The sequence below is a fragment of the Treponema sp. HNW genome (assembly GCF_050320395.1).
Classification (GTDB): Bacteria; Spirochaetota; Spirochaetia; order Treponematales; family Treponemataceae; genus Treponema_C.
In genome coordinates, this window is record NZ_CP144459.1 from 1,828,732 (window position 1) to 1,850,697 (window position 21,966).

At 40.4% G+C, this 21,966-nt stretch carries 18 protein-coding genes, 1 tRNA gene and 1 pseudogene; 6 read left to right on the forward strand and 14 right to left on the reverse strand.

Annotated features, from left to right (window positions below):
• The first annotated feature begins 521 nt into the window (after positions 1-521).
• From V1L52_RS08465 to V1L52_RS08480, 4 genes and pseudogenes are all read left to right on the forward strand, one after another.
• Positions 522-614: transfer RNA gene (locus tag V1L52_RS08465), tRNA-OTHER, on the forward strand.
• Positions 615-666: 52 nt separating this feature from the next.
• Positions 667-912, forward strand: coding sequence for a hypothetical protein (locus V1L52_RS08470; RefSeq protein ID WP_428768732.1), 246 nt, complete (start codon positions 667-669; stop codon positions 910-912).
• Between the two features lie 12 nt (positions 913-924).
• Positions 925-1,356 carry a ParA family protein gene (locus V1L52_RS08475; RefSeq protein ID WP_428768734.1) on the forward strand — a complete coding sequence of 144 codons (432 nt, stop codon included), beginning with the start codon at positions 925-927 and terminating at the stop codon, positions 1,354-1,356.
• Positions 1,335-2,657 (forward strand): annotated as a pseudogene (locus V1L52_RS08480) (AAA family ATPase); the annotation flags it as partial. The gene V1L52_RS08475 and the pseudogene V1L52_RS08480, both read left to right, overlap by 22 nt.
• On the opposite strand, the gene V1L52_RS08485 reads toward V1L52_RS08480, so the two are convergent.
• From V1L52_RS08485 to V1L52_RS08500, 4 genes are read right to left on the reverse strand one after another with little or no spacing between them, the layout of a single operon-like run.
• On the reverse strand, positions 2,647-3,684 hold the full coding sequence (locus tag V1L52_RS08485) for an extracellular solute-binding protein (protein WP_428768735.1): 1,038 nt from the start codon (positions 3,682-3,684) through the stop codon (positions 2,647-2,649). The pseudogene V1L52_RS08480 and the gene V1L52_RS08485 overlap by 11 nt on opposite strands.
• 27 nt (positions 3,685-3,711) lie before the next feature.
• Entirely contained in the window at positions 3,712-4,587 is an 876-nt protein-coding gene (locus tag V1L52_RS08490; RefSeq protein WP_428768737.1) for an ABC transporter permease, read from the reverse strand.
• The gene (locus V1L52_RS08495) at positions 4,584-5,492 is read right to left on the reverse strand and encodes an ABC transporter permease (RefSeq protein ID WP_428768738.1); all 909 of its coding nucleotides are present in this window, start codon (positions 5,490-5,492) and stop codon (positions 4,584-4,586) included. The genes V1L52_RS08490 and V1L52_RS08495 overlap by 4 nt, the downstream gene beginning before the upstream one ends.
• Positions 5,489-6,628: an ABC transporter ATP-binding protein gene (locus tag V1L52_RS08500; protein ID WP_428768739.1), complete on the reverse strand. Its 1,140-nt coding sequence runs from the start codon at positions 6,626-6,628 to the stop codon at positions 5,489-5,491. Before V1L52_RS08500 ends, V1L52_RS08495 begins: the two co-directional genes overlap by 4 nt.
• A gap of 136 nt (positions 6,629-6,764) precedes the next feature.
• Here V1L52_RS08500 and gltX point away from each other — a divergent pair, with 136 nt between their 5' ends.
• Entirely contained in the window at positions 6,765-8,366 is a 1,602-nt protein-coding gene (gene gltX, locus V1L52_RS08505) for a glutamate--tRNA ligase (RefSeq protein ID WP_428768741.1), read from the forward strand.
• An 18-nt stretch (positions 8,367-8,384) separates the two neighbouring features.
• Positions 8,385-9,164, forward strand: a complete 780-nt coding sequence (locus V1L52_RS08510) for a riboflavin kinase (protein ID WP_428768742.1) — start codon at positions 8,385-8,387, stop codon at positions 9,162-9,164.
• A 10-nt stretch (positions 9,165-9,174) separates the two neighbouring features.
• Here the strand turns inward: V1L52_RS08510 and V1L52_RS08515 are convergent, their stop codons facing one another.
• The 10 genes from V1L52_RS08515 to V1L52_RS08560 all read right to left on the reverse strand — a co-directional run bounded on the left by V1L52_RS08515 (position 9,175) and on the right by V1L52_RS08560 (position 21,950).
• Positions 9,175-9,960, reverse strand: coding sequence for a class II aldolase/adducin family protein (locus V1L52_RS08515; protein WP_428768744.1), 786 nt, complete (start codon positions 9,958-9,960; stop codon positions 9,175-9,177).
• Positions 9,961-10,145: 185 nt separating this feature from the next.
• On the reverse strand, positions 10,146-11,759 hold the full coding sequence (locus V1L52_RS08520; protein WP_428768746.1) for a response regulator transcription factor: 1,614 nt from the start codon (positions 11,757-11,759) through the stop codon (positions 10,146-10,148).
• A 1-nt stretch (position 11,760) separates the two neighbouring features.
• Complete coding sequence (locus tag V1L52_RS08525; RefSeq protein WP_428768748.1) at positions 11,761-13,287, reverse strand: FGGY-family carbohydrate kinase; 1,527 nt, start codon at positions 13,285-13,287, stop codon at positions 11,761-11,763.
• 76 nt (positions 13,288-13,363) lie between these two features.
• On the reverse strand, positions 13,364-14,449 hold the full coding sequence (locus V1L52_RS08530; RefSeq protein WP_428768750.1) for an alcohol dehydrogenase catalytic domain-containing protein: 1,086 nt from the start codon (positions 14,447-14,449) through the stop codon (positions 13,364-13,366).
• Positions 14,450-14,501: 52 nt separating this feature from the next.
• Entirely contained in the window at positions 14,502-15,632 is a 1,131-nt protein-coding gene (locus V1L52_RS08535; protein WP_428768752.1) for an ABC transporter ATP-binding protein, read from the reverse strand.
• Positions 15,633-15,663: 31 nt separating this feature from the next.
• Positions 15,664-16,794 carry an ABC transporter ATP-binding protein gene (locus V1L52_RS08540; protein ID WP_428768754.1) on the reverse strand — a complete coding sequence of 377 codons (1,131 nt, stop codon included), beginning with the start codon at positions 16,792-16,794 and terminating at the stop codon, positions 15,664-15,666.
• A gap of 12 nt (positions 16,795-16,806) precedes the next feature.
• On the reverse strand, positions 16,807-17,646 hold the full coding sequence (locus V1L52_RS08545) for a carbohydrate ABC transporter permease (protein WP_428768756.1): 840 nt from the start codon (positions 17,644-17,646) through the stop codon (positions 16,807-16,809).
• A gap of 10 nt (positions 17,647-17,656) precedes the next feature.
• Entirely contained in the window at positions 17,657-18,565 is a 909-nt protein-coding gene (locus V1L52_RS08550) for a carbohydrate ABC transporter permease (protein WP_428768758.1), read from the reverse strand.
• A 91-nt stretch (positions 18,566-18,656) separates the two neighbouring features.
• Positions 18,657-20,045: an ABC transporter substrate-binding protein gene (locus V1L52_RS08555; RefSeq protein WP_428768760.1), complete on the reverse strand. Its 1,389-nt coding sequence runs from the start codon at positions 20,043-20,045 to the stop codon at positions 18,657-18,659.
• Between the two features lie 192 nt (positions 20,046-20,237).
• Positions 20,238-21,950 (reverse strand): sensor histidine kinase, encoded by a 1,713-nt coding sequence (locus tag V1L52_RS08560; RefSeq protein WP_428768762.1) that lies wholly within the window; start codon positions 21,948-21,950, stop codon positions 20,238-20,240.
• Positions 21,951-21,966 lie beyond the last annotated feature (16 nt).

A 21,966-nucleotide genomic window follows, 5' to 3' on the forward strand; every position in this document is an offset into this window, starting at 1 on the left:
AGTTCAAAACCGCACAGGACGTGCGGTTTTGAAACTGTGTATACAAAAAACGCACAGAGCGGAAAAATCCGCTTTGCGCGTTTGGGTATGAGAAAATTATGCTGAGTGTGTGATTTTTCGAAAGTGTAAATTTACAGCGCGAGTTTGCAGTAAGAAAGTTAAAAGCTATATGTCCGCGAGTTTCGGCGGCCGCCGAAACTCGTTGCATAAAAGCGAGCTGCCGCAGCGCGCTTTTATGCCGGTGCTGAGTGCTGAGTGCTGAGTGCTGAGTGCTGAGTGCTGAGTGCTGAGTGCTGAGTGCTGAGTGCTGAGTAATTATGGGGGCGCGTTCGGCTTTGTCAAGTACCCGGTGCGCTTTCTCAAACTAATATGATTACAATACCCCCTGTAAAGTTCAAATGATTACAACACCCCCTTATACGGGAAAATTCATTTTAACTTTACTCTATTTTTCTTAGAAAGGGGAAGCTTCTAATGAAATTCAAATCTTTTACTCTTCACAAAAGAATTCTATTACTCACACACAGGTCTCTTGGCGGGAGAGACGGGCGGGCTCCCGGAGTCATCCGGCAGTTCCCATGCCCGTCCGGCAGGTTCGATTCCTGCCCTGTGTATAGCTGCTGTTAGCAGCATTACATCGATCATTTCTTAGAAAGGGGAACTTCTATGAAAAAAAATGAAAATCAGAAGTACATTCTGAAACTTACTCCTTATGGACGCTTAGACCTGCAAGGTTATTACACAGGATTAAGCGAATCGGAAAATGGCATTATCGCGTCTGTAATACAAGATGACGAAGACGCGCGCGTTCAAATTTTTGACGGACTTCAAAGTATAACAGAAGAATACCTGTATATTTTGCATCGGGCTACGAATGTATCCAAGAATGATGTCTATTTCGTAAAAATTTAAGGAGAGTTTCTGATGAAAAAAACAATATCTTTTGTAGCAAATAAAGGCGGGGTCGGAAAAACCCGCCAATCAATTTTACTTGCCAATTATCTGGGTAAAATAGGATTAAAATCCTGCCTTATTGACATGGATTTTAATAACTCATCAACGGGATATTACGCACAAGAACAAGATGCCGTTATTATTCGCAAAAAAAACATTGCAACCGCGATGGCGGATCCTGAAAACAATCTTGCCGACTTTGCCCTTAAAAGCACACATGAGAACGTTGATTTTGTAGCATCCAGCCGCTACCTCTGTGATTTGCGATCGGTATCGGTATACAGATTACGGGAAATCATTAATCATACCGACAATTATGATTACATCATAATTGACTGCCAACCTAATTATGATAATTTGACACTCAATGCAATCAATGCCTCGGCTTGGATTTTAACATAGGCATCTACGATACACAAGAAGGTCTTTTAAATAGACTTCACTCATTTTTACAGGAATACGAAACAATGTACGGAAGTACGGGACTTGATATGCCTGACCGCTTTCAAAATGTAATCAAAAGCGCACACAAAAAAACCGGAAAACAGGTTGTTATCCTCATCGACGAATACGACAAACCCCTTTTACAAACCATGTGGAAAGACGAAAACCTCAACGAAATATACCGCACCGTCCTTAAAGGTTTTTTCGGCGTTATAAAGAGTGCCGACCAATATATCCGCTTTGCCTTTTTAACCGGAGTTACCAAATTCAGCAAGGTAAGCATATTCAGCGATTTGAATAACTTACGCGATTTAAGCCTTCTTTCGGATTATTCGGGTATCTGCGGCATTTCGCAGGAAGAACTTGAAAAAGGCTTTGTGCCCGAAATTCAAAACCTTGCCGAAAAAAACAGCTTGAGCTATGAAGAAGCCCTTGCAAAACTAAAGCAGCGCTATGACGGCTACAAATTTTCCGAAAACGGGAAAAATATGTACAATCCTTTCAGCTTATTAAATGTCTTTGCAGACGGCAAAATGCGCAATTATTGGTTTGCAACGGGAACGCCCACCTTTTTGGTCGACTATCTTAAAAAAGCCTATTACAATATTCCCGACCTTGACGGAAACGTCAAAATCAACGAAGCGGGTTTGGAAACCTACCGGGCCGATGCCGTAAATCCCCTGCCCATACTGTTCCAAGCGGGCTATGTAACGATTAAAGACTATAACGATTTTGCAGGCCTGTACCGTTTAGGCTTCCCCAACGATGAAGTGCGTTACGGTTTTTTGGATAATTTACTGCCCGCATACACTTCCGTGCGAAGCGATAAAACGGGGCTTTCGATTTGGGAGTTTTACGAGCAGATAGAGGCTGCCGATGTAGACGGCTTTATGGAAAAAATGAAGGGCATTATTTCAGGCATTCCCTACGATAGCTTAACCGAAAAAGACTTGGCTTTGCGCGAGCAAAATTACCAAACCGCCGTGTATCTTGTCTTTGCCCTTATGAACCAATTTGTACACACGGAAGTTCACTGCGCCGCAGGCAGGGCCGACTGCACTGTGGAATTTCCGGACAAGGTGTACATCTTCGAGTTTAAGCTCACATCCAACGGCACGGCCGAAGATGCCCTGAAGCAAATACGCGAAAAGGGCTATGCCGACAGGTTTTCCGGAAGCGGCAAAAAAGTTATAGCTGTCGGCGCAAGCTTTGATGAAAAAAAACGGACTATAAAAGATTGGAAGATATCTAGTCCGTAAACCGTATGCGCTGCCAAATGTCGTTGTACTTTGCAAGGCCTTCGGCAAGGTCGGTTTTAAGCTGACAGTGCATCATGTCTTCGCTTTTGTACATCGGGGTTGACTGCATAAACTCGGCAGCCTTCATGTTGACGGTTGGCGGAAAACGGAAAGTGTCCAAAAACTGCGCATATATTTCCGGGCGGTGGATAAAGTTTATAAACTCCATAGCCAAATCGTAGTTTTTTGCACTCTTAAGTACGCACATCGAATCGAGGTACATGGGGCCGCCTTCTTCGGGAATAAAAAAGTCAACCGTGTCCCATTTTGCTTCGGGAACTTCGCCGTATACAACCTCGGCATAGCCTTGCACAACCCAAAAATCGCCCGCGGCAAAGGATTTTCCGAAGCCCTCGGCATCGAATTTTACCAAATTGGGTTTCCATTCGTCGATAATGAGGCGTTCGGCATCGCGCAATTCGGCATCGTCCAGGCTGTTTACGGACTTTCCGCGGAAGGCCAAGGCATCTCCGATAACTTCTCTCATATCGTCCATCATGCACATTCTGCCCTTTAAGTCTTTACGCGCAAAAATGCTCCAGCTTTTTTCGTAGTCCGAAAGCTTTGTTTTATTTACGGCAACGCCTGCGGCTCCCATATAATAGGGAACGCTGTATTCCATCTTCGAATCGTATACGGCTTTTTCGAGAACTGCAGGATTTATGTACTGCGCATTCGGAATTTTGCTTAAATCGATTTTTTGCAGCATACCCTGCTGTATCATAATCGAAGTGTAATCCTGCGAGGGAAATACGATATCGTAGTTGGAAGCTCCGGCCATCAGTTTTGCAAACATTTCTTCGTTCGAAGCATAGCTGTCCACCCATACATCGACGCCGAATTCTTTTTCAAACTGCTCGATAACGCTGTCGGGGGTATAGTAGGTCCAGTTAAAAAGATAGAGGGTTTTACCCCTGCCTTTGCCGCCGCAGCCTGCCATAATCGGCACAAGGGCCGCACTTACAATCGCAATAATCGCTTTTTTCATGTCATTCCTCCTAAAAGGGAACTGTGTTTATTTTGCCGCGGCAAAACTTTTTAAGAATTTACGCATTGAAAAGGCAATCAATACCGTACCTAAAATCATCACAAAGGACAATGCGTTTATAACGGGTGAAACTCCGAAGCGTATCATCGAATACACGTAGAGAGGAAGCGTTGTGGAGCCGGGGCCGGAAACGAAAAAGGTAATCACAAAGTCTTCGAGCGACATTGTAACCGCCATTAAAAAGCCGGAGAGAATACCGGGCAAAATTGCAGGTACAATCACTTTAAACATTGTCTGCCTTTCGGTTGCACCCAAATCGTAGGAAGCTTCCACAATCGAAAAATCGAACTCGTCTATGCGGGCTAAAATCATCAAAAACACAAAGGGAAGACAAAAGGTGGTGTGCGCCGTAAAAATCGAAAAAAGTCCCAAGGGAAGTTTTATGCCCGAAAAGAAAATGAGCATGGAAATACCGATAATCACTTCGGGCAATACCATGGGTAAAAAGCTGATGGTTTGAATATAGGTTTTTCCTTTGAACTTATACCAGCTTACCCCTAAAGCCGCCGCGGTTCCCAAAACGGTTGACAAAGCCGCCGATGAAAGGGCGACAATGAGGCTGTTTAAAAGGGAGCGCCACAAGTCTTTTGAGTCGAACAACAGTTTTTTATACCAAATAAGAGAAAGAGCCGTAAAATCGCTTCCCTTGCTTTCGTTAAACGAATAGACGATGATGACGATAAGCGGCAAAAACAAAAACAGGAGGGTTAAAACCAGTACAATAAGAGAAAACGAAAATCTGTTGCGTTTTTGAAAAGCGCGCCGTGCATGCCGCGCAGGTTCGGATAAGGGGCGTTTTTTGTTTACGCGCGTTATCAGTGTCCGAAAAGGATTTAAGTTCATATTTTTTTAACCTCCCCTTTTGAACCGTTTTTAAGCGATGCGTCTTTTTTAACCGAGCTTATCATCCACAGTACCGCAAGGGTACTGATAACCGTAATAATCATCGAAAAAGCCGCCGCAAGGGGCCAGTTGCGCGTTTTATTCACCTGGTCTACGATAATGTTTCCTATCATATACGAATCTTTACCGCCGACCAAAAGGGGAACGGTGTACGCGCCGAAAATCGGAATAAAGGTAAAGATAATTGCCGTAATAATGCCGCTTTTTATATTCGGCAGTAAAACCCTGAGCATGGAGCCCGGTTTTGTCGCACCCAAATCGCGGGCGGCTTCCAAAAGCGAAAAGTCAAAGCGGTCTACCGAGGTAAAAATCGGCAAAATGGCATACGGAAGGTACATATACACCGATACAATGACGACGGCGTTTTGATTGTACAAAAATTTAACAAAATCCTTTGTAATATTCAGCTGCATAAGAACAGTGTTTAAAAGGCCGTCGTTTCCGAGTATGGACATCCATGCGAATATGCGGATAAGCGAGTTTGTCCAAAAGGGAACGATAACCAAAAGCAAAAAAACCGTTTGCTTGCCGCTTTTGGCCATAGCGTAGCCGCAGGGAAGGGCGATAAGAATCGTAATCACTGTGGAAATAACGGAAATCCATACGGTTCTTATCAATACAATTCCGTATGCGGGGTTTAAAAGCTGACGGTATGCTTCAAGCGAAAATTCGCGCACAACGCCGCCGTACAAGCCTTTTTTGAGAAAACTGTATAAGATAATAATGGCAAGCGGGGCGACAAAAAAAACGGTAAACCATACACCCATCGGCCATGCATAGAGCATTCCGAGCTTTGTACCCTTTTGCCTCATGCCGAGTGAAGATGCAGAGGATGTATTTTTCATTTTTCTATGTCCTCAACAATGTAGCCGTCGTTGGCGCTCCACGAAATGTATACGCGGTCCTTCCATTCGATTTCGGGTCCGTCGTCCAAATAATTGGTATGCTGTTTGAACACTTTTACGACGGTGCCGTTGTCCAGCCGTACATAGAATTTGGATTGAAAGCCCGAATACACGGGTTCTTCGACAATGCCGGTAAACACATTGATGTTCGGCTTTTGCGGCGGAGGGTCAAGCGAAATGCGGATTTTTTCCGGGCGGACGGTAAAGCATACCTTTTGTCCTTCTTCGGTACGCTCGTAATCGGTAACCTTAATATCGGCCGACAGTTCGGGAATATCGAGGGTACACATAAACTCGCTCTCCTTTCCCTCTTCTACCGGCCAATCCTTACATTCTTCAACACGGGCGGCAAAGATATTCGTTTCGCCGATAAACTGAGCGGTAAACTCGGTCGCCGGGCTTTCGTAAATTTCGAAGGGACTGCCCACTTGCAAAACCTTTCCCTGATTCATAACCGCAATACGGTCGGAAACGGATAAGGCTTCGGATTGGTCGTGGGTAACGTATATAAAGGTAATGCCGATTTTATCGTGGAGTTTGTCCAGCTCAACCAGCAAATTGGAGCGCAGCTTGGCGTCCAGGGCGGACAGGGGTTCGTCCAATAAGAGGATGTTCGGCTCGTTTATCAAAGCGCGCGCAATCGCAACACGCTGACGCTGGCCGCCTGAAAGCTGGTTGGGTTTTTTATCTATGTGAGCGTCGAGCTGCACCATGCGCAGGTATTCGCGCACACGCTCGTCTATCGTCGATTTATTCAGCTTTTTTAATTTAAGCGGAAAGGCGACATTATCGTACACCGATAAATGCGGAAACAGCGCGTAGTTTTGAAAAACGGTATTCGACTCGCGCTTATTGGGCGGCAAAGAGCTGACGTTTTTGTCGTCAAACAAAACCGCGCCGTCATCGGGAAATTCGAATCCCGCAATAATTCTTAACAAGGCGGTTTTACCGCAGCCGGAAGGCCCCAAAAGAGAAAAAAATTCCCCCTTATTAATCGTCAAACTCACATTGTCCAACGCGCAAAAAGTACCGAAATGTTTCGATACGCCGTTAATTGATACCGTGCTGCCCTTCAATGTTTTTCCTGTTCCCCCATGTTTTTATAAAATACAGTACCTTGTACAATGCTGAAAATAAGCGGTATTGTCAATAGGTTATGCGAAAAAAATCAAAGCTTGCATAAGAGATTAAAAATCGATACAATGGTTGATTATGGAAGTACGAGTTCGTTATGCCCCGTCGCCGACGGGAATGCAGCACATAGGCGGGGTAAGAACCGCTTTATTCAATTATTTGTTTGCCCGCTCCAAGGGCGGAAAATTTATCCTGCGGCTGGAAGACACCGACCGCACCCGCTACGGTGAAGAGTTTGTACAAAACCTCTACGACACCCTCGATTGGTTAAATATTTGCTGGGACGAAGGCGGAGCCAAGGGCGGAGAATACGGGCCCTACGTACAGTCCGAGCGCTTTGACTTATATAAAAAATATGCCGAAGAATTGGTGCAAAAGGGCGAAGCTTACTATTGCTTTTGCGATGAAGAGCGCTTAAACCGTATCCGCGCAATTCAAACAAAAAACAAAATGCCCCCCGGCTACGACCGCAACTGCCGCCACCTTACACCCGAAGAAGTGCAGGCAAATTTGAATGATAAAAAACCCTACGTTATCCGCTTAAAAGTTCCCCTTGAAGGCGTTACCCGCTTTCACGATGCGCTTTTAGGCGATATCGAATGGAAAAACGAAGATATCAGCCCCGACCCCGTGCTTTTAAAAACCGACGGCTTCCCCACCTATCACTTGGCAAATATCGTGGACGACCATTTTATGAAAATCACCCACGTTATGCGCGCCCAGGAGTGGATTCCTTCAACCCCCCTTCACGTGCAAATGTACCGCGCATTCGGCTGGCAGCACCCGGAGTTTTGCCACCTTCCTATGGTAAACGGTTCGGACGGACAAAAACTTTCAAAGCGGCACGGGGCAACCAGCGTCAACGAATTCCGCGCCCGCGGCTACATCCCCGAAGCCCTGGTCAATTATGTTGCCATGCTCGGCTGTTCTTATGAAGAAGGCCGCGATATTTTCCCCCTTGCGGACTTGGAAAAACTCTTTCAAATGAGCCGGTTAAACAAGGCGGGCGCCGTTTTCGATTATAAAAAGCTTGAATGGTTTAACGGCCAGTATATGAGAATGATGAGCGATGAAGAATTATTCGGCCGCGTGCTTCCCTTTATTACGGGAACCGGCGATGCGGCAATCCCCATTCAATCTTCCGAAGAATTTCCTGCCCCCAAGGTCGGAAGCGAGTATTCCGGTCTTGTTTTAAAAGAGGACGGAAGCCTTGCGGTTTCGCAAAAAGAACTGGATGCGGGAGCGGATAATTTAAGCGATGCGGCTATCCGCACAAAGCTCATGGATTTAATGCCGCTTATAAAAGAAAGGCTGCACTTTTTAACGGATGCTGCCGAGATGACGGGCTTTTTGTTTAAAAACGTCATGCCGCCGAGCGCAGACCTGCTCGTACCTAAAAGGCTCGATGCCGCCAAAACAAAAGAAGTGCTTGCGGAAGCGTTAAACTTTATTCAAGCGCTGGATAAAGGCGTTAAAGACGGTTCTTTGGATCATGAGGCTCAGGAAAACCTTGCAAAAGCTTGTGCGGAAAAACTCGGTGTAAAACTCGGCGATTTTATGATGCCCATACGCATGGCGGTAACCGGCTCCAAGGTTTCCCCTCCCCTTATGGGCTCCATATTGATTTTAGGCGCTGAAAAAGCCGCCGGGCGTATCAAGAACGCAATGAGCAATCTGTAAAGCGGGCTGTCGGTAAAATTGAAGCATATCTACGGCATTGAACATACAGCAGCTTCTCCCCTCTGTGCCGCTTTCGGACGCTTTGACGGTATGCACAAAAAACACGCGGCTGCAATCGAAGAGCTTATAACAAAGGCGCGTTCGCAAAACCTTCCTTCGGCCCTCATCAGTTTTTCGGGAACGGAAGGTACGGCCGTATATACAACCGAAGAAGAAAAAGAAGAGCTGCTTCAAACAAGCGGCTTGGACTTTTTAATTTCTCTTGAAGGCGGCAATACCGAAAAAAACCGCGCCGACGCCGAACGCCGCTTACAGATTGCATCTTTTACGGATATTTGCGCTGTTGACGGTACCGAAGAGCTTGACCGCAGTTTTGAAGCGCGGGATTTTCCTTCTTTTTCGAAGCTGTGCGGCCGGCCCTACCGTATGACCGGAGACGTTATGCACGGTAAGGGACGCGGTAAAACGGTCGGAATGCCGACAATCAATTTACACATTCCGCCGCGCAAAAAACGCCCTCCCGAAGGGGTGTATGCAACAATTACACACATAGACGGTAGGGCGTATGAAGGCGTAACAAACATAGGACGGCGTCCTTCGGTAGATACGGATGATACGGTTACCATTGAAACTTTTTTATTCGATTTCCGGCAGGACATTTACGGTCAAAAAATCGGCCTCGACATTTATACCCTTATCCGCAACATAATCAAGTTTGACGGGCTTGAGGCGGTAAAACGGCAGGTTGAAAAAGACATTATAAGCGCCCGGGACTTTTTCGGTGCTTTAAGGGTATAAGACGGCGAACCTATGTGCCGCCTTGACCGTAATAAGCATGTGCGCCGTGCTTTCTTTCATAGTGTTTTTGAATAATGTGATCGGCAAGCGGATTCCACGCGGGATTGATTGATATGCTTATCCATGCCATACGGGCTATTTCTTCAAGGACTGCGGCATTGTATACCGATTTTTCGGCACTGCTTCCCCATGTAAAAGGCCCGTGGCCTCCTGCCAAAACCATTTGACACTCATCCGCTTTCATTTTACCGCTAAAACATACCCCCTGAGCCCCGGCCGCTGCGGAGTTTTGCATCTTCGGACAGGGACAGGCAATATCGGGGTTTTCAAGCGTGTTAATAATTAACAAACCCGTTTCTTTTTCATAAGCGGTTTCGACAGCTTCTTTTGAAAGTATCGGCGTACAGGGAACCGGACGAAAACCGTGATCCGCATGGGTTGTACCTAAAACGGGAATGGAACGGCAGGACTGCGCCCATGCCGTTGCATAGGGGGAATGGGTATGAGTTATACCGTAAATCTTATTGCCGCATTCGGAAAAATATCGGTACAATTCGGCATGTGTCGGCGTATCCGATGAAGGATTCAATTTTCCGTAAACTTTGTTTCCTTCCAAATCGACTACAACCATATCTTCCGGTTTTAATACATCATAGGGTACGCCCGAAGGTTTTATGGCAAATACCGCTTTATCGGGATCGAATGCGGATACATTACCCCATGTATAAATAGCCAAATTCCTTGACGGAATTTCCAGATTGGCGCGCCACGCCTGTTCCTGTAAAAGTGTATACATACCCCGCCTCCGATTTATAAAAATCACGCCTGTATGTCAGACGTTTAAATGACCTAAAGAAAAAATCATTTTCATATGTCCCATTAAACTGATATTGTTCAGCCCGCAAAGGGTATTGAAGTATTATTCTATATCGTTTTCTTGATACCATATTAATTTAATATCCGCGTATTTTATATAATAACCTATTTTAACACTTCCTCAATCAATTTAATATTACCTGTTATATGTTCATTTTTGAACGTTTTACAGCTTTTTCCCGTTAACTTTTTAAATATTTTACTGAAATAATACGGACTGTAAAACCCTACTGCATCGGCTATTTCATATATTCGCATATTTGTATGCATTAATAAATCTTTCGCCTTTTCGATACGATAACGTGTTACATAGGTTATAAAATTCACTCCGATTTCTTTTTTAAAGATGGTGGAGAGATAGCTTGGTGTTATCTCAAGATGCTGCGCAACCATATCTTCTGAAATATTTCTTTGATAATTTTGAGATATATACTCCGTGCATTTTTGAATAATAGCATTCGGATATTTTTTTGATCCCCACCCGTTTTGTTTTAATACTTCGTCATATATATCAATAATATGCTGTTCAATTTCTTTTACGGATAAAAAAGAAAAAATAAAAGCCTCATCCTTATTACAAAAAAACTGCGGTAATTTTTTTGTGGTCATTTGAGCAATATCTATAAAGCCGAAAAATGCTGTTTTAAGATAACTATAATTTCCTGATTGACGAAGCAAATCGAAAAAAGTGTGTATAAATTCGCTAAGTTGGTTATAATCGCCTTTGACGACAAGACGAATAAGCTCAATACCGTCAAGTATAGGCTGTGCTGCTTGACATACTGCCGGAGCATAAAAAATAAATTTTTCAGAAAAAAAGCTTTGTTGGCGTGCAGATTCGGCTTCCTTTAATAATTCATAAATATTGGAAGCGGATTCCAATCTGCTGAAACCTCCATACAGTTTAAGTGTAAAATATAAATTGATTTTCTGTTCAAAAACAGTCGTTTTTTTTAAAATATCCTGCATTACGGATTTATCTTTTTGAACAGGAAACAGGATAGTAATTGCATAGAAATATTTAAAGTATTTTATATTTATAACTGATTGGGGAAAAACTATTTCTGCAACAGATGTTATAATACCGCATATCATATCCGTGTTTTCCGCTATATTATCATTCGGTATTCCGGAATATTTTATGGCAATATATAAATCATCATCAAAAAAATGATTTTTCTCTTTTTGGTCTTTATTTGACGCATCGTTACAATTAATGCAGTAATTATGGATATCCGTATGGTTTGTATATAATGCATCTTGCAACCATTTTTTTAATAAATCACTTTTATCACACGAAGTAATAATCTCCGCTGTTTCGGGTAATAAATCGGAGCGCAGTTTTTCAAAAAAAGGAAGTATACTATTCGTATTCAAATCCGATTTTAATAAATAGTGGGAAACGCCCAGTTCAATGGCATTTTGGGCATATTTGAAATTTTCATAATTAGTTAAAATGACACATGTTATACGCGGATATTTTTCGCGTATTTTAGCAATCAACTCTAAGCCGCTCATCCCCGGCATTGATATGTCGGTAATAACTACATCAGGTTGTAACGCCGCCACTTTATTCAAGGCTTCAAGTGCATTTGCAGCTTCACCTATTACTGTAAAACCCGCTCTTTCCCATGAAATACTTGTTTTTACACCAAGACGAACTAAAAATTCATCATCAACAATAAGTATGCGGCACAACCTGTCAAACTTTTTTGACATTTTATGTCTCCAAGTGACTGATTCTTTCCATATCACTCTTTAAATTATTGTAAATCGATTGATATAATTCATAGTATTTTGTATATACCTCATGTGCTTTTTGATTGGGCAGTATCTCTTTATCTAATATTTGCCACTTTTTTATATCCTCATAATTTAAAATACCCGTACCTAAACCCGCAAGCATAGCATCTCCCATATTTGCCTCGACATCACTAAGGGGACATACAACCGGAAAGCCGGTAACATCGGCAAATATTTGTCTCCATAGTTTTGATTTCGTCACCCCTCCGGCAATTAATATGCGCTTTCCTATGTCCGTATTCATACTTTCTATTACATTTCGGAGAGAGTAAGCTACCGCTTCCAAAAAAGCTCTATAAATATCAATTTTAGTATGTGTTAAAGACAAACCGAAAATGACTCCCTTTGCATCGGAGTTCCATACAGGACTACGTTCCCCCATAAAATAGGGGAGAACAATTATCCCATTACTGCCAACCGGTATACTTGCCGCTTGATCATCTAAAATTTTATAAGCGTTCACGCCGCCGTTTTTTTCTTGAGAGAATTCCCACTCGGCAAAAGTGTTTCGAAACCACTTAATCAGCGCTCCGGCAGTAGCAGCTCCGCCAAAACAGTAGGAAAATTGCTTTGCGTTGTATAAATAAGGCCATATAATCAAGCCGTTCCCGTCTATTTGTTTACTTGAAATCAGCGCAGCACACATAGAGGTTCCGATTGCTGCAGCGAAGCATCCCTGTTCAAATATTCCTAATCCTATATTCGCCGCTCCGCAGTCTATACCGCCGGCACACACAGGCATGCCTTCTTCCAAACCCAGTTCCGCCGCCGCTTCTTTTGTCAAGCCTCCGACAATGTCTGTCGATTCAACTATAGTTTCGGGCATCATAGATAGCGGAATGCCCATTAAATCCATCAGTTCTTTCGACCAGGTATGAGTGTTCATGTCAAAAATACCGCCTATATTTCCGGCTGAAGAAAAGTCAGTTGCAACTTTGTTTGTCATTTTATAAATAGCGTAGTCTTTGGGGCTGAGAAAAAGCTCAATTTTCTTCCAATTTTCAGGTTCATGGTTTTTTATCCACAAAATTTTTGTGTAGCCATAGTAGGGGTCGGCACTGTTGTGAGTAATTTCGAGCAGTTTTTTACTCCCGATTTTTTTTAAGACCCAATCGGTTTCTTCTTGCGCTCGGCGATCCATCCATATCAGACAGGGCCTTACCGGGTTCATGTTTTTATCAAGAGGGATTCCCGAACCGCCATATAAACCGCTTATGGCAATCCCCTTAATATTACAAGCAGCAATTTGTGATTTTTTTACTGTTTTCTTTATAGATTCTTTTAGAGCATTAACCCACACATCGGGCCATTGCTCCGCCCATAAAGGTTTGGGGGTTAAAACATCATATTCCTGCAAATCTTGTGCGATTATATTCCCTTTGGTATCCACCAATATTGTTTTAGTGCCGGATGTCCCGATATCGCTTCCCAATAAATAATCCATAATTTCCTCCTAATGAACAATCATATACTATTTTTTATCACATGACTACTGCTTTATGCGGGACACCCTTCTCTTATCAGAATGTCAGAGCAACTTTAAAATCTCCGTATTTTCCCGAGGCATATTCAAATGCCGTTTCCCATTCTTCAATGGGGAACATCTTTGAGACAACCCCCGCAGTTTTCAGTTTACCGCTTATAATATTTTCAATAACAAAGGGATACGCATACGGACTTAAATGCGAGCCTAAGATATCAAGTTCTTTTCTGTCGCCTATAATAGACCAATCAACTGTTGTACTTGCACTGAATACACTAAATTCCACAAAACGTCCGAGTTTGCGTATTATACTTAAACCTTGGATAACACTGTCCGGATGTCCCGTAGCTTCAATATAAATATCACACCCGTATCCGTCCGTCAGATTCATAATCTCTTTCATGATATCCGTATTTTTGGGATTCATTACCAAATCTGCACCGAATTCCCTAGCCTTTTCCAATCTTTTTTCAATCATATCAAGTACAATCAACTTTTTTGGATTCTTCATACGTGCGTAGGTTATCATTCCCAATCCTAGAGTTCCTGCTCCGGCGATAACGACAACATCTTCATTGGTTATCTGTGCGCGATCAACAGCATGTTTTGCACACCCATAGGGTTCAATGAGCAGAGCCTGGTCTACCGTCATATTATCGGGAATTCTTGAAATAACACTAGTTTTGGGATAGCGGACATATTCAGCCATTCCACCGTTGTTTTCCATTTGAAAACCGAAGATATTATGAGGCTGACACATCCAATAATGTCCATCCTTACAAAATCTACATTTACCGCACGGAACAATTTGATCGGCAATAATTCTATCTCCAAGAGCATATTCCGTCACGTTTTTACCGATTTGAACAATATGGCCCGAGAATTCATGGCCGGGTATAAAAGGAGGCTTAACCCATGCAGGTTGTACTTCATCTCCCCAAAACATACCAGCGCCGCTTTTACATTTGATATCTCCGGCACAAACACCGCATGCTTCGGTTTTTATTATTATATCATCATCCCCGCAAACTGGAGTCGGATATGCATTTTCAAATACATACTTATCTTTACTGTATGCAACCAATGCTTTCATTGTTTTGGGAATACTTCCAAGTTTTTCCATAATATACCTTCCTTATAAAATTTATATTGTATGTATAATTAACACATACACATTACAAAGTTCTATTCAGATTCTTACCTGTCTTGTTATCAAATAAATGGACTTTTTCTGCACTGAAACTCAAATAAATTATATCTTTGGGCCGATACAGAATATTATCGGTCGTAGTCATACATAGCACCGTGTTGCCTATAGAAACAGATACACGTCTTTCATCCCCCAGATTTTCATAAACGGAAACAACCGCATCTGCACGCAATGATTTTTCTTTATCAATATGTACATCGGTAGGTCGAATCCCGATTGTCACCTCCATATCATTATGTAATATCTTATTATATTTATCGGGAACCTGTAATTCCAAGCTGCTGTTTTCAAAAGTAAAAATAAAAGAATTGTCTCTTTGTTTTATTTTTGTCTGCAATAGATTCATGGGCGGTTCTCCGATAAAATCGGCTACAAACTTATTCGCAGGATTATCATATATTTCAAGAGGGGTACCTATTTGTTGAATTTCTCCTTCATTCATAATAATAATCCGGTCTGCAAGCGACATTGCTTCCATTTGATCATGGGTAACTATAATGGTTGTACATTTGATTTCATGATGCATGCGTTTTATTTCCTGACGTAATTGCTGGCGCATTTTACCGTCCAAGTGACTTAGGGGTTCGTCCAGAAGCAGTATGTCAGGCTTCCGGACAATTGCACGGGCAATATTAACACGCTGCTTTTGCCCCCCTGACAACGAGGCCGGCATTTTATCCAATAATTTTTCTATTTTTAATAACGGTGCAATATATTCAATTCGCTCTTTAATATCTTTGTCGGAAATCTTTTTTGCGCGCATATTGAATGCCAGATTTTCATATACGGTTAAAGGCGGGTATAATGCATAATCTTCAAATGCCAAGCCTATACCTCTATCTTTCGGATGTAAATCATTAATTCTCTGATCATTAATATACATATCACCGCTTGTTATTTCTTCAAGTCCGGCAATCATTCTCAGTGTAGTTGATTTACCGCAACCGGAGGGCCCTAAAATACCGATAAATTCGCCATCAGCACATTCATAAGAAATATTATTTACAGCATAAGCCAGCTTCGACTCTTTTTTTCCAAAAAAAGTTTTTTTTATATCGTAGTTCTTATAAATATTCTTTAAAACAAGATTTGCCATATTTCCTTTACTCCCGTTATAGTTAATACTCTTAACGCATATACAATGATTGTTCACTTCGAGTTATAAACGCGAATGTGTTCGGATCAAAATATATGGCATTCTTCATATTCAACTTAAAATATATAGTTTGATCAATGTCCGCATGAGTATCGTTCGGACAACTCAACGCAAACTTTTCCATTCCAACTAAAACAGTAATAATGACCTTATTTCCGATGGGTTCAATTGCATATACACTTCCTTGCATCCAATCTTCTGAGAGCTTAGTAAATGCAAACTGAATATCATGGCTTCTAAAGCCTATATGAATACGGGAAGCTTTTCTAGCGAATAACGCTTCAACTACATCTTTTTCCGGATATAATTTCACCTTTTGATCAAAGACATGAAAACATAATTCATTTTGTTCCGATATACATTCAGCTTCAATGATATTAAGTTCAGGTTCTCCAAAGAGGCGGCCTATAAATTCATTCTGAGGTAAATAATACATTTCAATTGCACTGCCTATCTGTATAATTTTACCTTCATTTAAAACCGCAATCCTATCTGCAAGCGACATTGCTTCCATATAGTCATGAGTTACATATAGTGTTGTTGAATTGATAGAGCTTTGCATTTCTTTTAACTCGGCACGCATCAGGTTCCGCAAACGTGCATCAAGATGTGCCAAAGGTTCATCCAATAAAAAAACATCCGGTTTTCTGACAAGACTGCGTCCCAATGCAACACGTTGTCTTTGTCCATTAGATAACTGCGTCGGTTTTCGATCAAGCAAAGTATCTATTTTCAATTTTTTTGCAATATTAACAACGGCATGTTCTATGTCATTTTTATTTTGTCTATATAAACGGCTTCTGAGAGGAGAGGCGATATTGTTATATACCGACAGATTCGGATACAGCGCATAATTTTCGAACACCATAGATACATTGCGCTCTCTGGATTCCGTTTGGTTGATAACTTTCCCGCCGATTTTTACGGTTCCTGATTCAGGAAATTCCGCACCTGCAATTATCTTCAACAGTGTTGTTTTTCCCGCTCCGGCAGGACCGAAAAGCACAAAAAATTCATTATCTTCTATTGTTAAATTTATATTGTCCAAAGCGATAGTATTCTTAAATTCTTTGGTTACATTATGCAGTTCGACTTTAGCCATAGTTCACTCCTTTTATCCTTTTACAGCACCGAAGCTCAATCCCCTGACTAAGTGTTTTTGAATAAATAGAGCAACTATTATTTCCGGTAAAACAGCTATGCAGGAAGCTACCGCTACTTGTCCGTAGTGTACAGTATCCGAGGCTATATAACGGAGAGCAGTAATTGTTATGGGCTGGATATTAAAACCGCTGAGAATCATAGGAAACGTAAAGCTGTTCCATGCAAAAATAAAGGCAAGAAGAGCCGATGCAACTAAACCGGGCTTTATCAGAGGTAATAGATATTTAAGAAAGACCTCGTACCATGTATACCCGTCTAATTGTGCGGCCTGTTCAATCTCAATACTTATTTCTTCAAAATAACCTCGGACAACCCATATAACCAAAGGCATAGTTATAAGCTGATACACCCAAATAAGTCCTCTATAAGTATCGTACAGACCTATTTTTTGGAAAATCAGAAAGATCGGTAACACAACCATGATTTCAGGAGCAAATTTAAATGACAGGATTTGAAATGCAATATCTTCCTTATTTTTAAACTGATATCGTGCAAGTGCATATGCGCAAGGTACACCGGCTAATATTGTTATAAGCACCGCACCTCCTGCAATAATAAGATTCTGAACAAAAATTTTAAAATAATTTGTACCTATAAGAACTTTTTGATAATTTTCAAGTGTCGGTGTAAATCTGAATACAGTATTATACATTTCAGTATCGGACTTAAATGAACATAATACCATCCAGAACAACGGAAATAAGGAAAAAAAAGCGAATGCAGTAAGACACAAATTACGCATAACGGCTTCTGCTATTGATAACAGGGAATATTTTTTATAATTTATCATTACCACCTCCTTAAATTGATAATCCTGCTGCTTGCTTTGCCAACAGTCTCTGTCGCTTAACAAGAAATCGTGCTGTAAAATATATAAAAACCCATAGCACTAATAAATACGGCATAGAAGCAGCAAGTTTCTGATATATAAACCCGTTTATATAGCTTGTCAAAGATATATTCATCAAACTATCTCCGGGGCCGCCTTTCGATAAGGCAAAAATAATACCGAACTCCTGCAAGGATGCCATCAGACGAAATAATAATGCAATATACATAAAGGGTTTTAATAAAGGCAAAGTCAATGTTTTAAAGACAAACCAACTGTTTGCACCGTCAACAGCAGCTGCTTCAAACGGTGACTTAGGCAGCGATTGTATACCGGCAAGAACAAGCAAAAGTACAAATGGGGTATTAACCCATGTATCGATTAAAAGAGCTGTAAAAAGCGCCGTTTTATGTGATGCAGCCCAAGGGAAGCCATATATATTAAACAGGTTTAGGAATTTTTCCAAAACTCCTACGGAATTGGATGTCATTAACTGCCAGATAAGTACTGCAATAGCTGGAGCTACCATTAATGGAAAAGTAAACAAAACTTTGAGTATTCTGCCGTATAAGGTATCTTTTTTTAAAAGAAGCGCGATAGCCGTTCCCAATAACATCTGTATAGTTGTCGCACCGATACCGTATAACAATGTTATAAAAAGAGCGTGCCAAAAAACTTTACTAGAAAACATTCTTATCCAGTTCTTGAATCCCACAAGAGAAAATTTAGGATTACGGAATGAAAAATTGGTAAATGACAAAAAAATTGCAACTGCAAACGGAATCATAATTCCTATAAGAATAATCAATCCCGGAGCAATAATATAATATGGGCGTCTCCTTATATAACCGGGTACTTCGGATGCATATCCTTTCGGCATAGCACAACCTCCTATATATTTTGAAAGGGATGGCAAAAACGTTCCCGTTTTAAACACCCCTTTCAAATGCTGATTTATGATTGACGTATTTTTACAGTTGAATATCTTCGACTGCGTTGTCCATTTTTTTCTTTAGACTGTCCAATCCTTGCTGAACACTCTTGTATTTTCCGGCAACTATATCTTGCAATGTTGCAGCCCATTCCGTTGTCGTTTCAAAGAAATACGGCTGAGGTGTAAACAAAATACTGGTATTTTCGATTGTTTTATTAAATGTATCGATATAGCCCGGCTGAACTTTCATTTTTTCAACAAATTCAGGCAACTTCCATATTGAGGAACGTACGGGATCCATACTGTTACCTTGCAGTGTTGCGTAAGTCAGGAAATCTTTACTTGTAAAATACATCAAATAATACCATGCAGCCCCTTTATTCTTTGAAGCAGAATTAATTGCCATTGCCCATGTCCAGTAATTTGAAATAACCGGATCGCCTACTTTCGCTGTCGGTAAAGGAGCAAAAGCGATATTACCAGCCTCCGCAGATGAACCGGGCCAATTTTGATGGATAGGATTGTTGTCTGCATCAATTTCGATTGCCGCCATACCGGAACCGAGATCAACGGCACAATCATACCATGTGTACTTTGACCATGAAGAACTTCCTCCGCGTTTTATCATATCTACAAAAAACTCGGTCATTGCAACAGCTTCTTTTGAATTTACCTTTGAAACAAGCTTACCTTTTTCAACGACAAAATCTTTTGCGCCCCATGCAGTATAGAAGCTCATATAACCCGGGTGAATTGTTCCCCAATCGCGCGCACCGCGAACCGCAACCGCATAAGAATTCGGTCCGTTCCAACCTTGCAAAGCATCACACACACGCAATAATTCTTCATAAGTCTTAGGAACTTCCAGATTTTTTTGTTTAAAGGCTCGTTTATTATAAGCCATCATATATACTTCAAACGCAAGCGGAAGCCCCAGGCGTTTTCCGCTGCCGACCGCAGCACCCGGTACACCGGTCCATCGTAATGCATTTACACCACTCGGAACAAAATCGGCAAAGTCATAATCCGGTGTAACCATTGCAGGGTTGTTTAAGAAAGTATCAATATCTTCTACATATCCCGCACTTGAATAATCCCATAATTGATAGGCACCGGACATAAACACATCGGGACTACCCGAACCGCTGGAAAGAGATGTGGAAACTTTATCAAAATAACTGGATTCGGGAGTAATAGAATATTTTACATGAATGCCCGTTAACTCTTCGAAATCTTTGATTTTTGAAATCATAGCTTCCGCAGCGGTATGCTGAACCATGTGAATTTCAATTGTAGTACCGCTAAATGCTTTCCAATCAAATTGACCGTTTGATACCGATTTTGCAGTTACTTTTTTTTGTGTGCATCCTAATTGCAGGAATGCAAGCAAAATCAAAACTGCAACCAAGTAAATCTTCTTCCTCATAACACAATACCTCCAATCCCATGTATATCACATGGTATGATAAATTATATGTGAGTTTTATCAATATTGGTAGTATTGTTTTTTGCTATAAGTTTATCGTTTTTTATATTATGCAATAGCAGGAATTATAAATATTTTTAACTATTTGAAACTTTTTTTCAATTTATATCAGAAAAAGATAACGCGGGAGAACTACTCTTCAATTTTGTACGGTAAAGTAATCTGTACAGTTGTGCCCGAAAAAGAGTTATTGTAGAATCGCAAGCCGTATTTTTTCCCGAAATATAATTGTATGCGGCTCTGGACATTTCGGATTCCTATATTGTGCAATGATTTTGTTGATTGATTCGGAACAGATTTCATTTTATTCAATTTATTTTTTATATCTTCTTGTATACCTTCTCCATTATCGATAACTTCAATAATTAATGCATCGTCCTTTATTGATGATACAATTTGAAAAAAATAATTATCTCTCTTGTAATCCGTAAAACCGTGGTATATTGTATTTTCAATGAGGGGCTGCAACATAAATCGTAATACCATGCACTGTTTAGTATCTTTAGCAATTTTCATTTTGTTTTTGAAGAGAACAGATGTGCGGTATTTTTGAACAGTTAAATAGTTCTGAACATTTTTTATCTCTTCTTCCAAGGTAGTATTGTATTTAGTATTCATATTATAGCGTAATACGCTTATAAGAGCCGAACTACACTCGGCAATATTTACCGTCCCCTGCAGAAGAGCCAACTGTTTTATATTTTCCAGCGAATTATACAAAAAATGAGGATTTATTTGACTTTGTAGTACCTGCAACTCCATTCTGAGCTTTTCCTGTTGATTCTCTTGCTCTTTTGTAAATAGATTTCTGATTTGTTCAAGCATGGTATTAATAGTTTCCGATAAGTTACCCAGTTCATCATTTCGTTTTAAATTACTTGAAATATATAAATTACCTGCAGCTACTTTATCACATACGCTACTTAAATAGGCAATGGGCTTTGTTATGGTTTTAGTCAGAATAAGAGTGTAAAAACCGATTATGAAAATAAGAAGAAGTATAAAATATTTTGCATTAAGAAAAATGGAATTAAATTCTTCTAAAGCCGATGCAATAGGTATAAATCGTATAAGCTTCCAATTTGTTTTATATAATTTTGATGATACTATTAAAGCCGGTTTTGAATATAAAGTACTTTCTATGTAACCATTTTCAGGCATTGATAAAACAGTTTGATTTAACAACGTTTTATAATCGGTTAAAACAGGATAATATAAAACTATGTTATTATTTTCGTCAATAATAAGAGCCTTGTCATTTAACTTGATAGAAGACTCGATGAATATCCTATAAATTTCTGGATACGATATTTCAAAAATAATAAGGCCGAAAAAACGGCGATTTGCAGTATCAAATAAGGGGGAACAAAACAATAACTCTTTTTGCATATATAACCATGTATTTTGATAACTACCGGAGAGTTCATAATTATGAAAAATACTGTAATATGGCTCTATATTTATAGTTTTACAGCGAGGAATACTACAGAAGTAATCATCTTTGTATATGAAGTGAATACGACTTATTGCAACATTTGTATCAACAATGTGCTCAAATAGTTTTTCAATTTCATACTGCTCATTTTTTTTCTGTACCCCGGAATTTGTATAAGATAAAATCGCATTATTGTTTTTTGTTAGATACATAGTGTCATCAAGAGATTCCAAAATTATATTCAATTTTTCTTTTGTTGTATCCGTTATTTCAAGATGATGACGAATATTTTGTTTTTTAAGCTTTTTCCAATATATATTACCTATAATTAAAAATAAGGCACAGATAATGAGAACAAGTGAAGATAAAAATAAAAAAATACGAATACTGATTGAGTGAAACTTTTTCATATAATTATTATACACT